The 19,750-nt window shown below is 61.9% G+C and carries 12 protein-coding genes and 1 pseudogene; 2 read left to right on the plus strand and 11 right to left on the minus strand.

The window, feature by feature from the left end; translation table 11 throughout:
* Window position 1 precedes the first annotated feature (1 nt).
* The 8 genes and pseudogenes from gltB to pilM form a co-directional block, all read right to left on the minus strand.
* A complete protein-coding gene (gene gltB / locus M2400_RS04550; protein WP_177076042.1) occupies window positions 2-4,447 on the minus strand; it encodes a glutamate synthase large subunit in 4,446 nt (1,481 codons plus the stop codon).
* Between the two features lie 348 nt (window positions 4,448-4,795).
* Window positions 4,796-6,349: an SPOR domain-containing protein gene (locus M2400_RS04555; RefSeq protein ID WP_177041119.1), complete on the minus strand. Its 1,554-nt coding sequence runs from the start codon at window positions 6,347-6,349 to the stop codon at window positions 4,796-4,798.
* A gap of 10 nt (window positions 6,350-6,359) precedes the next feature.
* Entirely contained in the window at window positions 6,360-7,460 is a 1,101-nt protein-coding gene (gene aroB / locus M2400_RS04560; protein ID WP_003209346.1) for a 3-dehydroquinate synthase, read from the minus strand.
* 147 nt (window positions 7,461-7,607) lie between these two features.
* A complete protein-coding gene (aroK, locus tag M2400_RS04565) occupies window positions 7,608-8,126 on the minus strand; it encodes a shikimate kinase AroK (protein ID WP_003209345.1) in 519 nt (172 codons plus the stop codon).
* A gap of 4 nt (window positions 8,127-8,130) precedes the next feature.
* Window positions 8,131-9,381 (minus strand): annotated as a pseudogene (locus M2400_RS04570) (type IV pilus secretin PilQ); the annotation flags it as partial.
* A 156-nt stretch (window positions 9,382-9,537) separates the two neighbouring features.
* Window positions 9,538-10,554 (minus strand): pilus assembly protein PilP, encoded by a 1,017-nt coding sequence (locus tag M2400_RS04575; protein WP_259195247.1) that lies wholly within the window; start codon window positions 10,552-10,554, stop codon window positions 9,538-9,540.
* On the minus strand, window positions 10,551-11,102 hold the full coding sequence (locus M2400_RS04580) for a PilN domain-containing protein (protein WP_177041116.1): 552 nt from the start codon (window positions 11,100-11,102) through the stop codon (window positions 10,551-10,553). Before M2400_RS04580 ends, M2400_RS04575 begins: the two co-directional genes overlap by 4 nt.
* Complete coding sequence (pilM, locus tag M2400_RS04585) at window positions 11,102-11,755, minus strand: type IV pilus biogenesis protein PilM (protein WP_177041114.1); 654 nt, start codon at window positions 11,753-11,755, stop codon at window positions 11,102-11,104. The genes M2400_RS04580 and pilM overlap by 1 nt, the downstream gene beginning before the upstream one ends.
* Before the next feature lie 220 nt (window positions 11,756-11,975).
* Here pilM and M2400_RS04590 point away from each other — a divergent pair, with 220 nt between their 5' ends.
* Entirely contained in the window at window positions 11,976-14,432 is a 2,457-nt protein-coding gene (locus M2400_RS04590; protein WP_371317248.1) for a penicillin-binding protein 1A, read from the plus strand.
* Between the two features lie 195 nt (window positions 14,433-14,627).
* On the opposite strand, the gene M2400_RS04595 is transcribed toward M2400_RS04590, so the two are convergent.
* The 3 genes from M2400_RS04595 to rpmE form a co-directional block, all read right to left on the minus strand.
* On the minus strand, window positions 14,628-15,896 hold the full coding sequence (locus tag M2400_RS04595; protein WP_177076036.1) for a malic enzyme-like NAD(P)-binding protein: 1,269 nt from the start codon (window positions 15,894-15,896) through the stop codon (window positions 14,628-14,630).
* A 182-nt stretch (window positions 15,897-16,078) separates the two neighbouring features.
* A complete protein-coding gene (locus M2400_RS04600) occupies window positions 16,079-16,867 on the minus strand; it encodes a thermonuclease family protein (RefSeq protein WP_405046156.1) in 789 nt (262 codons plus the stop codon).
* A 41-nt stretch (window positions 16,868-16,908) separates the two neighbouring features.
* Complete coding sequence (gene rpmE / locus M2400_RS04605) at window positions 16,909-17,139, minus strand: 50S ribosomal protein L31 (RefSeq protein WP_003209330.1); 231 nt, start codon at window positions 17,137-17,139, stop codon at window positions 16,909-16,911.
* 296 nt (window positions 17,140-17,435) lie between these two features.
* Between rpmE and M2400_RS04610 the strand changes: the two genes are divergently transcribed.
* Window positions 17,436-19,655, plus strand: a complete 2,220-nt coding sequence (locus M2400_RS04610; protein WP_259195245.1) for a primosomal protein N' — start codon at window positions 17,436-17,438, stop codon at window positions 19,653-19,655.
* Window positions 19,656-19,750 lie beyond the last annotated feature (95 nt).

Genomic DNA, 19,750 nt, shown 5'->3' on the forward strand with positions numbered 1-19,750 from the left:
ATCACTGCGGGTTGGCACGGATGCTGGAAAGCAGCGATTTCAGGTTGGCAGCCTTGGGCTTGACCAGCCAGAAACGACGCAGGTAGTCATCGAGGTTTTCAGCGAGGTTACGACCCCATTCGCTGTTGGTTTCCTCGACATATTCGTCCAGCACATGCTGCAAGTGGTTGCGATAGGATTCCATCGCTTCGCCGCTGATCCGCTGGATCTCCACCAACTCGTGGTTCACCTTGTCGACGAAGGTGTTGTCCTGGTCGAGCACGTAGGCGAAACCGCCGGTCATGCCCGAACCGAAGTTGTAGCCGGTCTTGCCCAGCACCGCGACAAAACCACCGGTCATGTACTCGCAGCAGTGATCGCCGGTGCCTTCCACCACGGTGTGGGCACCGGAGTTACGCACTGCGAAACGCTCACCCGCCGTGCCCGCTGCAAACAGCTTGCCGCCGGTTGCGCCGTACAGGCAGGTGTTGCCGATGATGGCACTGTCTTGAGTCTTGTAGACGCTGCCTACCGGCGGAACGATCACCAGCTTGCCGCCGGTCATGCCCTTGCCCACGTAGTCGTTGGCGTCGCCTTCGAGGTACATGTTCAGGCCACCGGCGTTCCATACGCCGAAGCTCTGGCCAGCGGTGCCCTTGAAGCGGAAGGTGATCGGCGCCTTGGCCATGCCCTGGTTGCCGTGCTTGCGCGCGATTTCGCCGGAGATGCGTGCGCCGATGGAACGGTCGCAGTTGCAGATATCCAGGGCGAATTCGCCGCCACTTGCGTCGTTGATCGAAGAGCTGGCCATGTCGACCATCTTCTCGGCCAGCAGGCCCTTGTCGAACGGCGGGTTGCGGTCAACCTGGCAGAACTGTGGCTTGTCGGCCGGGATGTGATCGCTGCCCAACAGCGGCGTCAGGTCCAGGTGCTGTTGCTTGGCGGTCTGGCCTTCGAGGATGTCCAGCAGGTCGGTACGACCGATCAGCTCTTCCAGGGAGCGCACGCCCAGCTTGGCCAGCCACTCACGGGTTTCTTCGGCGACGTAGGTGAAGAAATTCACCACCATGTCGACGGTACCGATGTAGTGGTCCTTGCGCAGCTTCTCGTTCTGAGTCGCCACGCCGGTGGCGCAGTTGTTCAGGTGGCAGATGCGCAGGTATTTGCAGCCCAGGGCGATCATTGGCGCGGTGCCGAAGCCGAAGCTTTCAGCGCCGAGGATTGCAGCCTTGATCACGTCGAGGCCGGTTTTCAGGCCGCCGTCGGTCTGTACCCGGACCTTGCCGCGCAGGTCGTTGCCGCGCAGGGTCTGGTGAGTTTCAGCCAGGCCCAGTTCCCACGGTGCGCCGGCATACTTGATGGAGGTCAGCGGCGAAGCGCCGGTGCCGCCGTCGTAGCCGGAGATGGTGATCAGGTCGGCATAGGCCTTGGCCACACCGGCGGCGATGGTGCCCACGCCGGCTTCTGCCACCAGTTTCACCGAGACCAGGGCCTGCGGGTTGACTTGTTTGAGGTCGAAAATCAGCTGCGACAAATCCTCGATGGAGTAGATGTCGTGGTGCGGCGGTGGCGAAATCAGGGTCACACCCGGCACTGCGTAACGCAGCTTGGCGATCAGGCCGTTGACCTTGCCGCCTGGCAGTTGCCCGCCTTCACCCGGCTTGGCGCCCTGGGCCACCTTGATCTGCAGCACTTCGGCGTTGACCAGGTATTCCGGGGTCACACCAAAGCGGCCAGTGGCGACCTGCTTGATTTTCGAGCTCTTGATGGTGCCGTAGCGCGCCGGGTCTTCACCGCCTTCGCCGGAGTTGGAACGCGCACCCAGGCGGTTCATGGCTTCGGCCAGGGCTTCGTGAGCCTCAGGCGACAAGGCGCCCAGGGAAATACCGGCGGAGTCGAAGCGCTTGAGGATCGATTCCAGTGGTTCGATCTCGCTGATGGCCAGCGGCGTGTCCAGGGTTTTCACCTTGAACAAATCGCGGATCATCGACACCGGGCGGTTATCCACCAGCGCGGTGTATTCCTTGAACTTGGCGTAGTCGCCCTGCTGCACAGCGGCTTGCAGGGTGCTGACCACGTCCGGGTTGTAGGCGTGGTATTCGCCGCCGTGGACGAACTTCAGCAGGCCACCTTGCTGGATCGGCTTGCGCGCGCTCCAGGCTTCGGCTGCCAGGGCTTTCTGTTCGGCTTCGATGTCGACGAAACGCGCGCCCTTGATGCGGCTCGGCACACCACGGAAGCTCATCTCGCAGACTTCTTCCGACAGGCCGATGGCTTCGAACAGCTGCGCACCACGGTAGGACGTGACGGTGGAGATGCCCATCTTCGACAGGATCTTCAGCAGGCCCTTGGTGATGCCTTTACGGTAGTTCTTGAACACCTCGTAGAGGTCGCCCAGGACTTCACCGGTACGGATCAGGTCGCCGAGCACTTCGTACGCCAGGAACGGGTACACCGCCGAAGCGCCGAAGCCGATCAACACCGCAAAGTGATGCGGGTCGCGGGCGGTGGCGGTTTCAACCAGGATGTTGGAGTCGCAACGCAGGCCCTTTTCGGTCAGGCGGTGGTGCACCGCGCCGGTGGCCAGGGACGCGTGGATCGGCAGCTTGCCCGGAGCGATATGGCGGTCGGTCAGGACGATCTGGGTACGACCGGCGCGCACGGCTTCTTCAGCCTGATCGGCAACGTTACGCACAGCGGCTTCCAGGCCGAGGCTCTCGTCGTAGTTCAGGTCGATGATCTGCCGGTCGAAGCCCGGGCGATCCAGGGTCATCAACGAACGCCACTTGGCCGGGGAAATGACCGGCGAGCTGAGGATCACGCGGGAAGCGTGCTCAGGCGATTCCTGGAAGATGTTGCGCTCGGCTCCGAGGCACACTTCCAGGGACATCACGATGGCTTCGCGCAGCGGGTCGATCGGCGGGTTGGTCACCTGGGCGAACTGCTGGCGGAAATAGTCGTATGGCGTACGCACGCGCTGGGACAGCACGGCCATTGGCGTGTCATCGCCCATGGAGCCGACGGCCTCGTAGCCTTGCTCGCCCAGTGGACGCAGCACCTGGTCACGCTCTTCGAAGGTGACCTGGTACATCTTCATGTACTGCTTGAGCTGGTCGACGTCGTAGAAAGCCGAACCATGGTCGTTGTCTTCCATGGTCGCCTGGATGCGCAGGGCGTTCTTGCGCAGCCATTGCTTGTACGGGTGACGGGACTTCAAGCGGTTGTCGATGGCATCGGTGTCGAGGATCTGGCCGGTTTCGGTGTCCACGGCAAGGATCTGGCCCGGGCCAACGCGGCCCTTGGCGATCACGTCTTCCGGCTTGTAGTTCCACACGCCGATTTCCGACGCCAGGGTGATGAAGCCATTGGTGGTGGTCACCCAACGCGCCGGGCGCAGGCCGTTACGGTCGAGCAGGCACACGGCGTAGCGACCGTCGGTCATTACCACGCCGGCCGGGCCGTCCCACGGTTCCATGTGCATCGAGTTGTACTCGTAGAATGCACGCAGATCCGGGTCCATGGTTTCGACGTTCTGCCACGCTGGCGGAATGATCATGCGCACGCCACGGAACAGGTCGATGCCGCCGGTGACCATCAGCTCGAGCATGTTGTCCATGCTGGAGGAGTCGGAACCCACGCGGTTGACCAGCGGGCCGAGCTCTTCCAGGTCCATCAGGTCGTTGGCGAACTTGGTGCGACGGGCCACGGCCCAGTTGCGGTTGCCGGTGATGGTGTTGATCTCGCCGTTGTGGGCGAGGAAGCGGAATGGCTGGGCCAGCGGCCATTTCGGCAGGGTGTTGGTGGAGAAGCGCTGGTGGAACACGCAGATTGCGGTTTGCAGGCGCTCATCGCTCAGGTCTGGATAGAAGGCGGTCAAGTCCGCCGGCATCATCAGGCCTTTATAAATGATGGTCTTGTGGGAAAAGCTGCAGATGTAGTGGTCGGTGTCGGCGGCGTTGGCCACGGACGAGCGACGACGGGACGTAAACAGCTTGATCGCCATGTCCTGGTCGCTCAGTCCGTCGCCTGCGATGAACACTTGTTCGATCTGCGGCAGGCGCTCCAGGGCCAGGCGGCCGAGTACGCTGGTGTCGATCGGCACTTTGCGCCAGCCGACGAGCTGCAGGCCGGCGGCCAGGATCTCGCGGTTCATGTTCTCGCGAGCGGCTTCGGCTTTTACCGGGTCCTGGTTGAAGAACACCATGCCCACGGCGTACTGCTTGGGCAACTCGGCGCCGAAATGCTCCTTGGCGACAGCGCGCAGGAACTGGTCGGGCTTTTGAATCAGCAAGCCGCAACCGTCACCGGTCTTGCCGTCGGCGTTGATCCCACCGCGGTGGGTCATGCAGGTCAGGGCCTCGATGGCCGTTTGCAAAAGGGTATGACTGGGCTCGCCCTGCATATGGGCTATCAGGCCGAAACCGCAGTTATCCTTGAATTCATCGGGTTGGTACAGACCTGCTTTCATAGACACTTTCTCACCAGGCTGCCTCTTATTTCGAGGCAAATTTCTTTTCAATTCAACCGGTTACCTTCCACGCCGAACGTACGCCGGCTTAGCGGGGGCAAAAGGGAGGTCATTGTACACACCGACACAGACGCTCACAAATTTAGCGACGAAATGTCGCAAATCTATGTCGCATTTATGAAAGGTTTAAAGCGATATGCTGTGCTAGTCAAAACTTTTTTAATTCTGACCGCTACGACTCAAAAGCTACGTGACGCAGACACCACAAAGCGCGCGGCCTTCCGGGCTGCACGCTGTGTTGTTTTTTTGAGGTGCCGAGAGGGCGGCCTGGGTAAGGCCGCCGAATCTTCAGCGAGTTGTTGCCAGTTCTTGTTGAACGCTGGCGACAGTGCGAGGCCAAGGTTTACCAGCCTGAACCTTCGCTGGCAAGGCCTTGATAGCGGATTCCGCTGCGGTACGGCTGGAGAAGTTGCCGTACGTGATCACGTAGAGAGGCTTGCCGTTGAGTACTTTCTTGAAATAACGGTACTCGCCGCCCTGCTCTTTCACGAACGCCTGGGCGTTGGCTTCGGAGCTGGTGCCGAGGATCTGTACCACGAAGTTACCGGTAGGCTGGCTGCTGTACCAACTGCTGCCGGTAGCGCCGGCCTTGGCTACGGTCACCGGTTTTTCAGCAGGCTTGGCCGCTGGAGCCGGTTTGGCCGCAGGTGCCGGGGCTGCCGGCTTGGCAGCAGGGGCTGGCTTGGCGGTTGCAACCTGGGCCGGCGCAGGTGCCGGCTTGGCAGCAGGCTGGCCCGCAGGCACGCCAGCCGGTGGTGCAGTAGTAGTGACGGTCGGTGGCGTGGCGCTGGAGCCTTCAACCGGCACGCCGTCGTCGCCTTCGCTGATACCGCCAGCGGCTTCGGCCAACGGACCACGCATCACAGGCTGGCCAACCATCGGCAAGTTGGTGGGCTGGCCGGAGTTGGCAAATTCAACGTTCGGTGTTGGCTTGCCCAGTGGCAACTGCGCCTGTTCGGTTGGCGCGCCAGCGGTGGTCGGGGCCTTGCTGCGACCTGGAATCAACCAGGCGGCGGCGACAGCGACCACGACAACGGCAGAAATTGCCAATACGTGCTTCTTAGGCATAGTAAACCCCATCTTTGGACGCTTTACCGCTGAGCGGCTGGCAATCATGGCTTCGATCATTGCATCCCGGGCAACCTGGTTGATGGTGCCAGGCCAGCCGTCGGAGCTTTCGTGAATATCAGAGATCTGCGAAGCAGAGAAAAGTTCGATGCCCTGCCCTGCGCCTTCCAGCCGTTGGGCCAGGTATTCGCGGGTTTCTTCTTCTTCGTATGGCTGCAGTTCGATGACGTGGAACAGCTCCTGCTCGCCGCTGATCTGCTCAAGTTCGGCAATCAGCGAAGACTCACCAAACAGGAACACATGCGGGCGGCCTTCAGGCGTACCGGCCGCCAGGGCCAGCAAGGCCTCCAGGGCGGATTCGTCGAGCTGCTCGGCGTCGTCCACCAGCAGGTAGACTTCCTGGCCGGTGAGGCCCAGTTGCACCACTTGCTTGAGGATTGCGTTTGGCTCGGCGGTGGACACGTCCAGGGCCTGGGCTACCTGACGCAACACACCTGCCGCATCACCGGCGCCACGGGCGGAAACCACCACGCTCTGTACCGATTGCTTGTTGGTGCTGGCAACCAGCGCCTGGCGCAGCAAGGTCTTGCCGCTGCCCAAGGGGCCGGTGACCACCAGCAACAGCTGGCTGTAGCGCGCCAGGTGGTGCAATTGCCCCAGCACCGGCTTGCGTTGCGCAGGGAAAAATTTGAAACCAGGCACCCGTGGAGCAAAAGGGTCGTGGCTTAACTGGTAATGGCCGAGGAACGCCTCGTCGGCATGCAAACTAGTCATCGGGATCTTATTAACCTTTAAGCTGGGCCAGGGCGCGGTAATCCGCTCCCAGCGTGGCCTGTAAAATCTCTTTCGGATAATCGTCGGTCACTACCGCTTCGCCCATTCGGCGCAACAGCACCAGTCGCAGTCGACCGTCGATCACTTTCTTGTCTATTGCCATGTGTTCGAGAAAATCTGCCTCGGTCATCTCCTCGGGAGGAATGACCGGCAACCCGGCGCGCTGGAACAGGCGGATCCCGCGATCACGCTCCTGGGCGCTGATCCAGCCCAGGCGTTGCGACATCTCAAGTGCCATCACCGTGCCAGCCGCTACGGCCTCTCCATGCAACCACACACCATAGCCCATGTGGGTCTCGATCGCATGGCCGAAGGTGTGGCCGAGGTTCAAGGTGGCACGTACACCAGACTCACGCTCGTCGGCATTCACCACCAGCGCCTTGGCGGCGCAGGAGCGGGAAATCGCTTCGGTCAGCGCCACTTGGTCCAGGGCGCGCAGGGCGTCAACGTGTTCTTCAAGCCAGGTCAGGAACGGCTCGTCGCAGATCAGCCCGTATTTGATGACTTCCGCCAGGCCTGCGGACAACTCGCGAGGTGGCAGGGTATTGAGGGTCGCGGTATCGATCAGCACCACATTCGGCTGATAGAACGCGCCAACCATGTTCTTGCCCAGCGGATGGTTGATGCCGGTCTTGCCGCCCACCGACGAATCGACCTGGGACAGCAACGTGGTCGGCACCTGGATAAAGTCGACGCCGCGCTGGTAACAGGCGGCCGCAAAACCGGCCATGTCGCCGATCACACCGCCACCCAGCGCCACCACAGTGGTACGCCGGTCATGACGGGCAGTCAGCAGGCCATCAAAGATCAGTTGCAGGGTTTCCCAGGTCTTGAAGGCCTCGCCGTCGGGCAACACCACCGAGATCACCGAGTACGCCGCCAGGCTGCGGCTCAGACGCTCAAGATACAGCGGCGCGACCGTTTCGTTGGAGATGATCGCCACTTGCCGCCCGGCAATATGCGGTGCGAGCAACTCGGGCTGGTCCAACAAACCTTCGCCAATGTGGATCGGGTAGCTGCGCTCGCCAAGATCGACCTTAAGTGTCTGCATGTGTCCCCGCGTTGAAGATGAAAGCAGGCGTATCGCCCTACATTAACGTTGTCGGCAACGTCGGGATCTGACGCCGCATGATGGCTCTACGCCACAACTCGGACGGTCATGACGCGCCGCCGAGAATAGCGCATTTCGGCTCTGGCTTTAACGGGGTGGCAACTGCGCCAGGCGCTCAAGAATGTCGAGAACGACCATTCGTGGCGGCCGCTCATCGGTTTCCACCACCAGATCGGCGATTTCCCGATAAAGCGGGTCGCGCAGCGTCAGCAGGTCCCGCAGGGTTTTGGCCGGGTCGGCGGTGCGCAGCAACGGGCGATTGCGATCGCGAGCGGTGCGGCCCACCTGCTGCTCGACAGAGGCATGCAGATAAACCACACGGCCGCCGGCATGCAGCGCCCGGCGGTTCTCATCGCGCATCACCGCGCCGCCGCCGGTGGCCAATACCACGCCATCGCAGCCGCACAGCTCGGCAATCATCGCCTGCTCGCGGTCGCGAAAGCCCAGTTCGCCTTCCTTATCGAAGATCCACGGGATATTGGCGCCCGTGCGCAATTCAATTTCCTTGTCGGAATCTTTGAATGGCAGGCGCAGCTCTTTGGCCAGCAAACGGCCGATGGTGCTTTTTCCAGCCCCCATCGGTCCAACAAGAATCAAATTTCGCACAGAATCAACGACTCACAGCAATCGCCTGGTTATTCATAATACGCGGAGTCAGGAATACCAGCAGCTCGGATTTTTTCTCCGAAACCACATCCCGCCGGAAAAGGCGGCCAAGATACGGCACATCGCCCAAAAATGGCACTTTATCTACCACTTTGCTTTGGGTATTGGAGAAAACCCCGCCAATCACGATGGTCTCGCCGTCCTTGACCAGCACCTTGGCGTTGACCTCGTTTTTCTTGATCGGCGGCACGTCGTTGAGCTTGTTGAGGTAGTCGGGCTCATCCTTGGTGACCTTGACCTCCATGATCACCCAGCCATCCGGGGTGATTTGCGGGGTCACCTCCAGGGATAGCGAGGCCTCCTTGAATGACACCGAGGTAGCGCCAGTAGAACTGGACTCCTGGTAGGGAATCTCGGTGCCCTTGAGGATTCGCGCAGTTTCCTTGTCGGAGGTGACCACCTTGGGCTGCGAGACAATTTCCCCGTTGCCGGTTTTTTCCATGGCGGTGAGTTCCAGGTCCAGCAGCAGGTTATCGGTGATAAAGGCGACACCCAGGCCGGCACTGCCGTTGATCGAACCCAGATCGACAAACGGCGAGCTGGGCGCAGTCTCGGGCGGCTCGGCACCTTCTGCCAACGGCGGCCTGATCCCGCCAGCGCTCCAGTTGCCCCGGCTGGCCTGCCCGCCCCAGCGCACGCCAAGGCTTTTGTCGTAATCCACATTGGCCTCGACAATCCGCGCCTCGATCATCACCTGGCGCACCGGAATATCCAGTTGCGCCACGATCCTGCGCAGTTCCTCCAGGCGCTCCTGGGTCTGGTAGGCGATGATGTTGTTGGTGCGGTCATCCACCGCCACTGAGCCGCGCCCCTCGGTTGCGCCCTCCAGGCCCACGGCAGACTGGAACAGCTTGGCCAGGTCCGCCGCCTTGGCGTAGTTGACTTGCAGCAGCTCGCGACGCAGCGGCGCCAACTCCGTCATTTGCTTGCGCGACTCCAGCACCAGCAACTCGCGAGCGGCCAACTCTTCGGCCGGCGCGACCAGCAACACGTTGGCCGTTATACGCTTGTCCAGCCCCTTGGTTTGCAACACCAGGTCCAGGGCTTGGTCCCACGGCACATCCTTGAGCCGCAGGGTGATCGAACCCTGCACCTCATCGCTGGCCACCAGATTGAGGCCGGCGACGTCGGCAATCTGCTGCAGCACCGCACGCAGTTCGATGTTCTGGAAGTTGAGGGATAGCTTTTCGCCGCTAAACACCAAGCGTTCAGTGCTCAGGGGCACATTGCCAGGTGGCGGCAGGTGGATCAGGTCAATTCGATTGGGCACAGCCATGACCATCGGTGCCGTGAACGCTATCCATAGCGCCACACCGAAGGACGAAAAAGTCCTTTTCATTGTTTGTTTCCGTTATGAGTTTACGTTCAGGGCAAGGGTTTGCGAGCGTTCCAGCCAGGCGCCCTGGCCATCCGGGAAAAGCTCGGCGAGTTCGACATGGGAGTCATGAATCGCCGTGATGCGCCCGTGGTCCGGGCCGAGGTAATCGCCGACTGCCAGGCGATGGATAGACGACGCCCCGCGCAACAGGGCATAGGTCTGGGTACCAAGGGACAAGGTCCCAACCATCTCGAATTGCTCTACGGCGAAGCCTTCGAGAACGCCTCGGGGCCTGGCGAAATCCGGTCCGGCAGCCGGTCGCCCGACGGGCCTCACGAACTGGCCAGAGGGCGGCTGAAACGGATCACGCAGGGAGGCAAAATCGTAGGCCACTGGCTGTTGCGACATGGTTTCGGTGGGCGCCTGCGATGACTCCCGCAGATCATCACCCGCCTGGGGGTTGTAGCGATAAGTCTTGGCCACCAGGTTGAGGCGCAACACGGAAGGGTCGACATGATTGAGCGCCAAGTCATGCACCGTGACTATCCGGGGCAGGCCGGCCAAGCCATTGATCAACGCCGCCAGATCGTGAAAGGTCCCGGTAACGCCTATTTGCATGGGCGATTCGATAAACAGGTGTTGAGGTTGGTCATCCAGAAGTTCGATGGCCTCCAGCACCAGGCCATTGGCGGCACTCAGGTGGCTGATGTCCTCAAGCAGGCCAGGCACTTCGGCCTCTGCAGACAGTTGCCGCAACAGGTTGGCGAAGTTGCCTCGCATGGTTTCGAGTTCGCGAGCCTGAGACTCCAGACCAGACGCCTGGGTGGTTTTCAGCGCAACCTGCTGTTCAAGCGCCACTGCCTGCGCTTCCAGCCGGCGCAATTGTTCCCGCGCTCCGCTCAGGTGGAAGGTGTTTCCCACAACCCACAGCACGCAGACAAGCGCGCCACCCAGCAATGCCTTGCCAGGCAGTGGCCAGTTGGCGGCGTTTCGGTAGAGTTGGGCAATGTCGAGTTCCGTCAGCCTGGCCAGGCCTGACGCCCCTCTCATTGGCGCACCTCAGGCGAATCACCATGGCGAACCGTCAGCTGAAAGCCATTATCGTCGCCATCCTGCGCGCCTCGAACCCGCTGAAGCCGGGGCGCCTGCAAGTCGTCGGCAGCCTCGAGATCCCGCATGAACCGAGCAATGTCCTGATTCGATTCGGCGGTGCCGCTGATCGAAACAGAACCACCGTCAACGCTCACTTCACGCAACTGCACACCGTCCGGCACCGCTCGGGCCAACTGGTCCAGCAACTGGGCGCTCGCCGAACGGTCGTCCTGCAAACCCTGCACAACCTTCATCCGCTCCATCAACTGCTGGCGCTGCTCATGCAACCCGTCAATGGCCTTGATCCTGGAGTCCAGCCCGGTAACAGCCTGGCTCATCTGGCTGTTGCGGGCCAATTGCCGATCAATCGCGCGGTCGATCACCTGGTCAGCCAGCCATACGGCGGCCAGCGCCACCGCCGCAGCCGCCAGCAAGAACACCAGGAAATACTTGCGCCGCCGCTCATTCCGTTCTGCGCGCCACGGCAGCAGGTTGATTCGTGTCATCAGTCGAAACTCCTCAGGGCCAACCCGCAGGCCACTCCCATCCCCTGGGCATCCACGGCCCATTGCGCGCCATCGACACGACGGCCCGGCGTGATGCTGCCCGAAGCCTGCCTGCCCGCGCGGTCCAATGCAAATGCTTCGACATCCACGATCCGCGTCGCCAGCCCGGCGAGGGCCAAAACCGCCTCACGGGCCTCCACCTGCTCCTTCAGGCAGGCGACAAGCAGCACGTCGATTCGTTTGGGGTCTCGGGCGGACGGGGCCTGTACCTGAAAGTCGATAGCCACATCCTGCAACGGATACGGAATGTACTGGTCCGCCTCCTCATGGATTCGACGCACCATTTCAGCCTCAGCGAGCCCGGCCTCCATCTCAAGTACACGTGTGATCACCGAAGGCCCGGCCACCGCCACCGCCGCATGCCTGAGTGATGTACGCGCCTGTGCCAGCGCCCGGGAAAGCGCCTGCGCGACAACATCAAAGTCCACCACGCTGCTGTCGACCACCGCATGGGCCGGCAGCTGTTGCATGCCATAGGCCCGGACGCTGTAGCCGCTGACTGAAGCCTCCAGCTGCACTACCCTGACGCTGGCATCATTGATATCCACGCCCAGGACAGCATCGGCTTTTCGCCTGAAAAATCCCTTTCTCATAAAACTCCCCAAAACTTTCCCTGTCTTACGGACTGATTGTTGCCAGGCTTCATGCATTCGGTCGGCTTGTATGAGCGGTGCGAATGACGCCCGAAGCCGAAAAATGCTTTAATGCCCAGCGTTTTTTCCCGCGTTTATCTGCTGGCCGGGTCGATCCACCGCTTGCCGTGCATGCCCCGACGCCTAACCCATTCTTTTCCTTGGAAATCCAAAAGCCTTGATTCGTCTGCTGAAGTTTTTCGGGTACTCCATTGTCGCGATCGTCTGCGGGCTGATGCTCGTGCTCAGCGGGGCTTATCTCTACCTTAGTCCGGGTTTGCCCTCCGTAGAGGCCCTGAGAAGTATCCAGTTGCAGATTCCTTTGCGGGTCTACAGCAGCGATGAAAAACTGATCGCGGAGTTCGGCGAAATGCGCCGCACCCCGATCCGTTTCGCCGACATTCCACCCAACTTCATCAACGCCCTGCTGTCGGCTGAAGACGATAATTTCGCCAATCACTACGGCGTAGACCCAAGCAGCCTGGTGCGGGCAGCCACGCAGTTGGTAAAAAGCGGACACATTCAGTCCGGTGGCAGCACCATCACCATGCAGGTGGCGAAGAACTTCTTCCTCACCAGCGAACGCAGCTTTTCCCGCAAGGCCACGGAAATCCTCCTGGCGCTGCAGATCGAACGTCAGCTGACCAAGGACGAAATCCTTGAGCTGTACGTCAACAAGATCTACCTCGGCAACCGTGCCTACGGCATCGAGGCGGCCTCCCAGGTCTACTATGGCAAGTCGATTCGTGACGCCAGCCTGGCGCAGATGGCGATGATTGCCGGCCTGCCGAAAGCCCCTTCGCGCTTCAACCCGCTGGCCAACCCGGCGCGCAGTAAAGAGCGTCGCGACTGGATCCTGGGCCGCATGTACAAGCTGGGCAAGATCGACCAGGCGGCGTACGAAAGTGCCGTGGCCGAGCCGTTGAACGCCAGCTATCACGTGCCGACGCCGGAAGTGAATGCCCCGTACATCGCCGAAATGGCCCGGGCCGAGATGGTCGGCCGTTATGGCAGTGAGGCGTACACCGAAGGTTTCCGCGTAACCACGACGATTCCGAGCAACCTGCAGGAAATCGCCAACAAGTCGGTGCACGACGGCCTTGTCGCCTATGACCAGCGCCACGGCTACCGCGGCCCTGAATCGCGCCTGCCGGGCAAGACTCTCAGCGCCTGGACCGTCGAGCTGGGCAAACAGCGCCCGATCAGCGGCCTTGAGCCCGCCATCGTCACCCAGGTGAAGAAAGATGGCGTGCAGGTGCTGACCCGCACCGGCGAAGAACATGTGTCGTGGGACAGCATGAAATGGGCTCGCCCATTCCTGAACACCAACAGCATGGGCCCGATGCCCAAGCAGCCGTCGGACGTGGCGCAGGTCGGTGACCTGATCCGCGTACAACGCCAGAAAGACGACAGCCTGAAATTCAGCCAGGTGCCCGTGGCCCAAGGCGCACTGGTGTCGCTTGACCCGCAGAACGGCGCAATCCGCGCCCTGGTCGGCGGCTTCGCCTTCGAGCAGAGCAACTACAACCGCGCCACCCAGGCCAAGCGCCAGCCGGGCTCCAGCTTCAAGCCGTTCATCTACAGCGCCGCCCTGGATAACGGCTACACCGCCGCCAGCCTGGTCAACGATGCACCGATCGTGTTTGTCGACGAGTACCTGGACAAGGTCTGGCGTCCGAAGAACGACACCAACACCTTTCTCGGCCCGATCCGCGTGCGTGAGGCGCTGTACAAGTCGCGCAACCTGGTGTCGATCCGCCTGCTGCAGGCCATGGGCGTAGGCAAGACCATCGACTACATCACCCGCTTCGGCTTCAATAAATCGGACCTGCCGCCCAACCTGTCCCTGGCCCTGGGTACCGCCACGCTGACGCCGATGGAAATCGCCACCGGTTGGAGCACCTTTGCCAACGGCGGCTACAAGATCACGCCGTACCTGATCGACAAGATCGAAAGCCGCAGCGGCGAAACCCTGTTCACCGCCAACCCGCCGCGGGTACCGGGCGATGTGGTCAATGGCGTTGCAGCCACTGACGGTCAGGCAGCACCGACCAACGGCGGCATTACCATCGAGCCGACACCAGGCGAAGCCCCGGCAGCCGGCGCACCTGCCGCGCCACAAGCACCGGCCGTGGCCGAACGAGTGGTGGATGGCCGTACCACCTACATCCTCAACAGCATCCTGGAAGACGTGATCAAGAAGGGTACCGGCCGCCGCGCGCTGGCCCTGGGCCGCGCTGACATCGCCGGTAAAACCGGTACCACCAACGAATCCAAGGATGCGTGGTTCTCGGGCTACAACGCCGACTACGTGACCACCGTATGGACCGGTTACGACCAGCCGGAAAGCCTTGGGCGCCGGGAGTTCGGCGGCACCGTCGCGCTGCCGATCTGGATGAGCTACATGGGTGCCGCGCTCAAGGATATGCCGCTGCATACCCAGCCTGAGCCGGAAGGCATCCTCAGCCTGCGGATAGACCCGGTCAGCGGTCGTGCGGCAGCGCCGAGCACGCCGAATGCGTACTTCGAACTGTTCAAGAGCGAAGACACGCCGCCATCGGTCAACGAGCTGGGCAACGGTGTTGCACCGGGCAGCCCGCTGCCAGCGGATGAGGCGGCACCGATCGACTTGTTCTAACGCAAATCCCCTGTGGGAGCGGGCTTGCTCGCGATAGCGGCGGGTCAATGACAGGTGTATTGACTGTCCTGCCCCCATCGCGGGCAAGCCCGGCTCCCACAGGGACGATGCAACACTCGGAACAATGTTTTAACCAGCCACAAAAAAGCCCCGGCTCGCAAGAGCCGGGGCTTTTTGTTGGTGCGCTACAACGGCTTAGCCGTTGAACACATCATCCACGCTTTGCAGCGGGTAGTGCTTCGGATACGGCAGGGTGGCCACACCGGTCTCGATGGCGGCTTTGGCCACGGCATCGGAGATCAGGGTGATCAGGCGCTTGTCCATTGGTTTCGGGATGATGTACTCACGACCGAATTCCAGCTTGATGCCGCCGTAGGCGTCGCACACTTCCTGAGGCACCGGCAGCTTGGCCAGTTCGCGCAGGGCGTTGGCGGCAGCCACTTTCATTTCTTCGTTGATGCGCTTGGCGCGAACGTCCAGGGCACCACGGAAGATGAACGGGAAGCCCAGTACGTTGTTGACCTGGTTGGGGTAGTCCGAACGGCCGGTGGCCATGATCACGTCGTTACGGGTGGCGTGGGCCAGTTCCGGGGAGATCTCCGGGTCCGGGTTGGAGCATGCGAACACGATCGGGTTGGCCGCCATGGACTTGAGGCCTTCGGCGCTCAGCAGGTTCGGGCCGGACAGGCCAACGAACACGTCTGCACCGTCGAGGGCGTCAGCCAGGGTACGCTTGGAGGACGGATGCGCGAACATCGCCTTGTACTGGTTCAGGTCGGTACGCTCGGACTGCACAACGCCCTTGCTGTCGACCATGTAGATGTTTTCCAGCTTGGCACCCATGCTCACCAGCAACTTCATGCAGGAGATGGCTGCAGCGCCGGCGCCCAGGCAAACGATCTTGGCTTCGCCGAGGGTTTTGCCAGCGATTTCCAGGGCGTTGATCATGCCGGCCGCAGTAACGATTGCGGTGCCGTGCTGGTCATCGTGGAAAACCGGGATGTCGCACTGTTCGATCAGGGCCTTTTCGATCTCGAAGCACTCAGGTGCCTTGATGTCTTCCAGGTTGATGCCACCGAAGGTGATGGAGATGCGCTTTACGGTGTCGATGAAAGCCTGTGGGCTTTCGGAATCGACTTCGATGTCGAATACGTCAATGCCGGCGAAGCGCTTGAACAGCACGCCTTTACCTTCCATGACTGGCTTGGAAGCCAATGGGCCGAGGTTACCCAGGCCCAGGATCGCGGTGCCATCAGAGATCACTGCAACCAGGTTGCCTTTGCCGGTGTACTTGTAAGCCAGTTCAGGATCGCGGGCGATTTCACGTACGGGCTCGGCAACGCCAGGGCTGTAGGCCAGCGACAGGTCGCGGGCGGTGGCAGTGGCTTTGGTGAGCTCTACACTCAGCTTTCCTGGACGAGGATGGGCATGATATTCGAGAGCGGCAGTTTTCAAATCAGACATATCGGCATTCCGCTTTTACTGTTGGTCGACGGACCGCCGAGGATACTCGTGTCGCAAAGCCCCTACAAGACTGGGCAGTCACAGGTGTCAAGGGCCCTGCCCTACGACTTTTGGCCAAGAGCCACGGGATACAAGGGCTTAACTGTTCACAATCGTACGAAAAAATGTCTACAATTTTTTTCTTATGGTGCCGGTTGAAGCATGCCGGGATCGGTCAGTGGCAACAGCCAGCGTGCCTGGCCATTTTTCAGGCCGCCGCGTCGCGAGCGGTCCAGCACCCAGCCGCGGGCTTCGATGGACTGGCCCTGCAAACCCTTTAACAGCGAACTGTCGATCCGGTCCACCAGATTGGGTGCAATGCGTAATACCAGTGAATCCTGCAACTCAATCCAGATTCCACCCCGATTGCGCTCGATTTTGCTGACCCGGCCGCCGATTACGGCAAAGCCCGAGCGCTGGATTTTCGCCGCTTCTACCACCGGTGACTGGCGCCACAAGCCCAGCCGGGCCTGACGCGCGCTGCGTTCGGCGGCCTGCTGACAGGCAACCAACTCCACATTCGGTGCGACCGCCACCTGGAAGCCGAGGCCTTCGGCCAGCAACTGCGCCTCCAGATTCGCGCCGTCGGCGCCGTAGAGATGCGCCAGGGTGCGCCCGTAACGGTCCTTGCTCTCCCGGCCCGGCACCACGCCCACTCGCCCACCGCTCGCATCCACCAGGCTTTGCAGGCGCTCGCGGGCGGCCACGGCGAAGGGCTCGTCAGTGCGGCCCTGCTTGCCGGTTTCCGGGGCGTTGACGCCGATCATGCGCACGCTGCGGCCGTCCTTCAGGCGCACGGTGTCGCCATCCACCACCCGCTGCACGTCGAACGTGGCAAGAGACGAGGGCGCAGGGCAGAACACGTCGGCCTGGGCGGGCGCCAGCCAAATCGCAGACACAAAAAAGGCGCCCGCAAGGGACGCCTTTTTCATCAGCGAGGACAAGCCATACAGGCCATCCAAGCGGACCAGCCTTACTCGGCTTTAGGAGCAGCTTTAGCGCCGAAAGCACCGAAGCGGGTCTTGAAGCGATCAACACGGCCGCCAACATCCAGAGTCTTCTGCTTGCCGGTGTAGAACGGGTGGCACTCGTTGCACACGTCGATTGGCAGAGCTTTGCCGAAAGTCGAACGGGTTTCGAACTTGTTACCGCAGCTGCAGGTAACGTCGATGGCAACATAGTTTGGATGGATATCGGCTTTCATGGTGTATTCCTCAGGCTAGCGTGCCGCCAATCAACACTATTGTTGAATACCGCACGTAATTAGGCCGCGGATTCTACCAGACCTTTTTAAACGCGCAAGAAGCACTACGGCCCCTTTCATCAGAAAAGCGCGGCATACCAAGGCCCTGTGGGAGCCGGGCTTGCCCGCGATGCAGGCGCGGTGGTCTCTCAGGTACACCGTGCCGACACTATCGCGGGCAAGCCCGGCTCCCACATCCACCGCTGGTCTGCTAGGCTCGCGCCCTTCTTCGCCGCCCGTCATATGAGAACCCCCGCGTGCCCGACGCCATTTTGCGCCTCGCCCTGCCCTCGCCCCTGCGCCGCCTGTTCGATTACCGGGCACCTGCCGGCGTATTGCGGTCGCAGTTGCAGCCGGGCATGCGCGTACGGGTGCCGTTCGGCCGGCGGGAGATGATCGGCATCCTGGTGGAAGTCGCCGACTACAGCGAAGTGCCCGCCGAGAAGCTCAAGCCCGCGGTAGCGATCCTCGACAGCACGCCACCGCTGCCGCCCGCGCTGTTCAAGCTGTGCCTGTGGACCTCGCAGTATTACCAGCACAGCCTCGGCGATACGTTGAGCTGGGCGCTGCCGGTGCTGTTGCGCCAGGGCGAACTGGCCGAGGCGCGCCAGGAGCGTTTCTGGTCGATGGTGCCGGGCGCGCGCATGGACGACCCGCGCATCGCCCGCGCCCCGCGCCAGCGTGAAGCCCTGGCCACATTGGCCCAGCATCCCCACGGCGTCGCCCATCAGCTGCTAAGCAAGCTGATGCTGAGCAAGGACAGCCTGGACTTGCTGCTGGCCAAAGGCTTGGTGCAGGTAGAAATCCGCAAGCACGCACCCGGCGAGCGCCACGAACACTGGCTGGCCCAACCGGAACTGCCGCTCAACCCCGAACAACGCGCGGCCTACGAGGCGATTCGCGCCGGTTTCGACAGCTTCCACGCGTTCCTGCTGGCGGGCGTCACCGGCAGCGGCAAGACCGAAGTCTATTTGCAGTTGATCCGCGAAACCCTCGAAGCCGGCAAACAGGCACTGGTGCTGATCCCCGAGATCAACCTCGGCCCACAAACCCTGGCGCGATTCGAACAGCGTTTCAACGCGCGCATCGCCCTGGTGCACTCGGCGGTCAACGACCGCGAGCGCCTGGAATCCTGGCTCGCCGCCCGGGACGGCGAGGCCGACATTATTATTGGTACGCGCTCGGCGCTGTTCACCCCGATGAAAAATCCCGGGCTGATCATCATCGACGAAGAACACGACGGCTCCTATAAACAGCAGGAAGGCCTGCGTTACCACGCCCGCGACCTCGCGCTGGTGCGCGCCCGCCAGGAAAACATCCCGATTGTGCTGGGTTCGGCCACGCCGTCCCTGGAAAGCCTGCACAACGCCTACACCGGGCGCTATGGCCTGCTGCGCCTCAATGAGCGTGCCGGCGGTGCCAAGCAGCCACGCTTCCTGCGCCTGGATGTGAAAAGTCGTCCACTGGACAGCGGCATTTCCGGGCCAATGCAACAAGCCATCGGCCAGACCCTCGCCGCAGGCCAGCAAGTGCTGGTGTTCCTCAACCGTCGGGGTTTTGCGCCGACGCTGCTGTGCCATGACTGCGGCTGGATGTCCGAGTGCAAGCGCTGCGATGCGCGAATGACCGTGCACCAGCGCTCCGGCGAGCTGCGCTGTCATCACTGTGGGCATGTGGAACGAGTGCCGCGCCACTGCCCGCAGTGCGGCAAAGTCGACTTGCGGCCGGTGGGCGCCGGCACCGAGCGCGCCGAGGAAAGGCTGGGCATTCTGTTTCCGGATTACCCGGTGCTGCGGGTCGACCGTGACAGTACCTCGCGCAAGGACGCGATGAATCAGCTGTTTGCCACCATCCAAAAAGGCCAGCCGTGCATTCTGGTGGGCACGCAGATGCTTGCCAAAGGACATCACTTCCCACGGGTGACCCTGGTGTCGATCCTGGATGCCGACGGCGGGTTGTTCTCCGGGGATTTCCGCGCCAGCGAGCGCATGGCGCAGCTGATCGTGCAGGTCGCAGGCCGTGCCGGGCGGGCCGAAGAGCCGGGCAAGGTGATCATCCAGACGCACCTGGCCGACCATCCGTTGCTGATTCAACTGACAGAACAAGGCTACTTTGCCTTCGCCGAACAAGCCCTGAGCGAACGCCGCTCCGCCGGTTTGCCGCCGTTTGCGCACCTGGCGCTGCTGCGGGCCGAGGCGCACAAGCCGGGCCAGGCCGAAGGTTTCCTGGATGAAGCGTGCAGCGAGGCTGAACGTTTGCTGGGGGAACTGGGTCTGACCGGCATCGAATTGCTCGGCCCGGTACCCGCACCAATGGAGCGCCGCGCCGGGCGTTACCGCGCCCAGCTACTCTTGCAAGCCAGTGCCCGCGCCCCGCTGCATCGTTTATTAAGCAGCTGGTTACTTGCCCTGGAGCAAATGCCCAGCGGTCGCCAGGTGAGATGGTCGCTGGACGTAGACCCGGTAGATTTGTACTAAACCCCTGTGGCGAGGGAGCTTGCTCCCGCTGGGCTGCGTAGCAGCCCCAAAAAAGCCGGGAGCGCTACGCACTCCAGCGGGAGCAAGCTCCCTCG

It is taken from the genome of Pseudomonas sp. BIGb0558 (assembly GCF_024807515.1).
GTDB classification, from domain to species: domain Bacteria; phylum Pseudomonadota; class Gammaproteobacteria; order Pseudomonadales; family Pseudomonadaceae; genus Aquipseudomonas; species Aquipseudomonas yamanorum_A.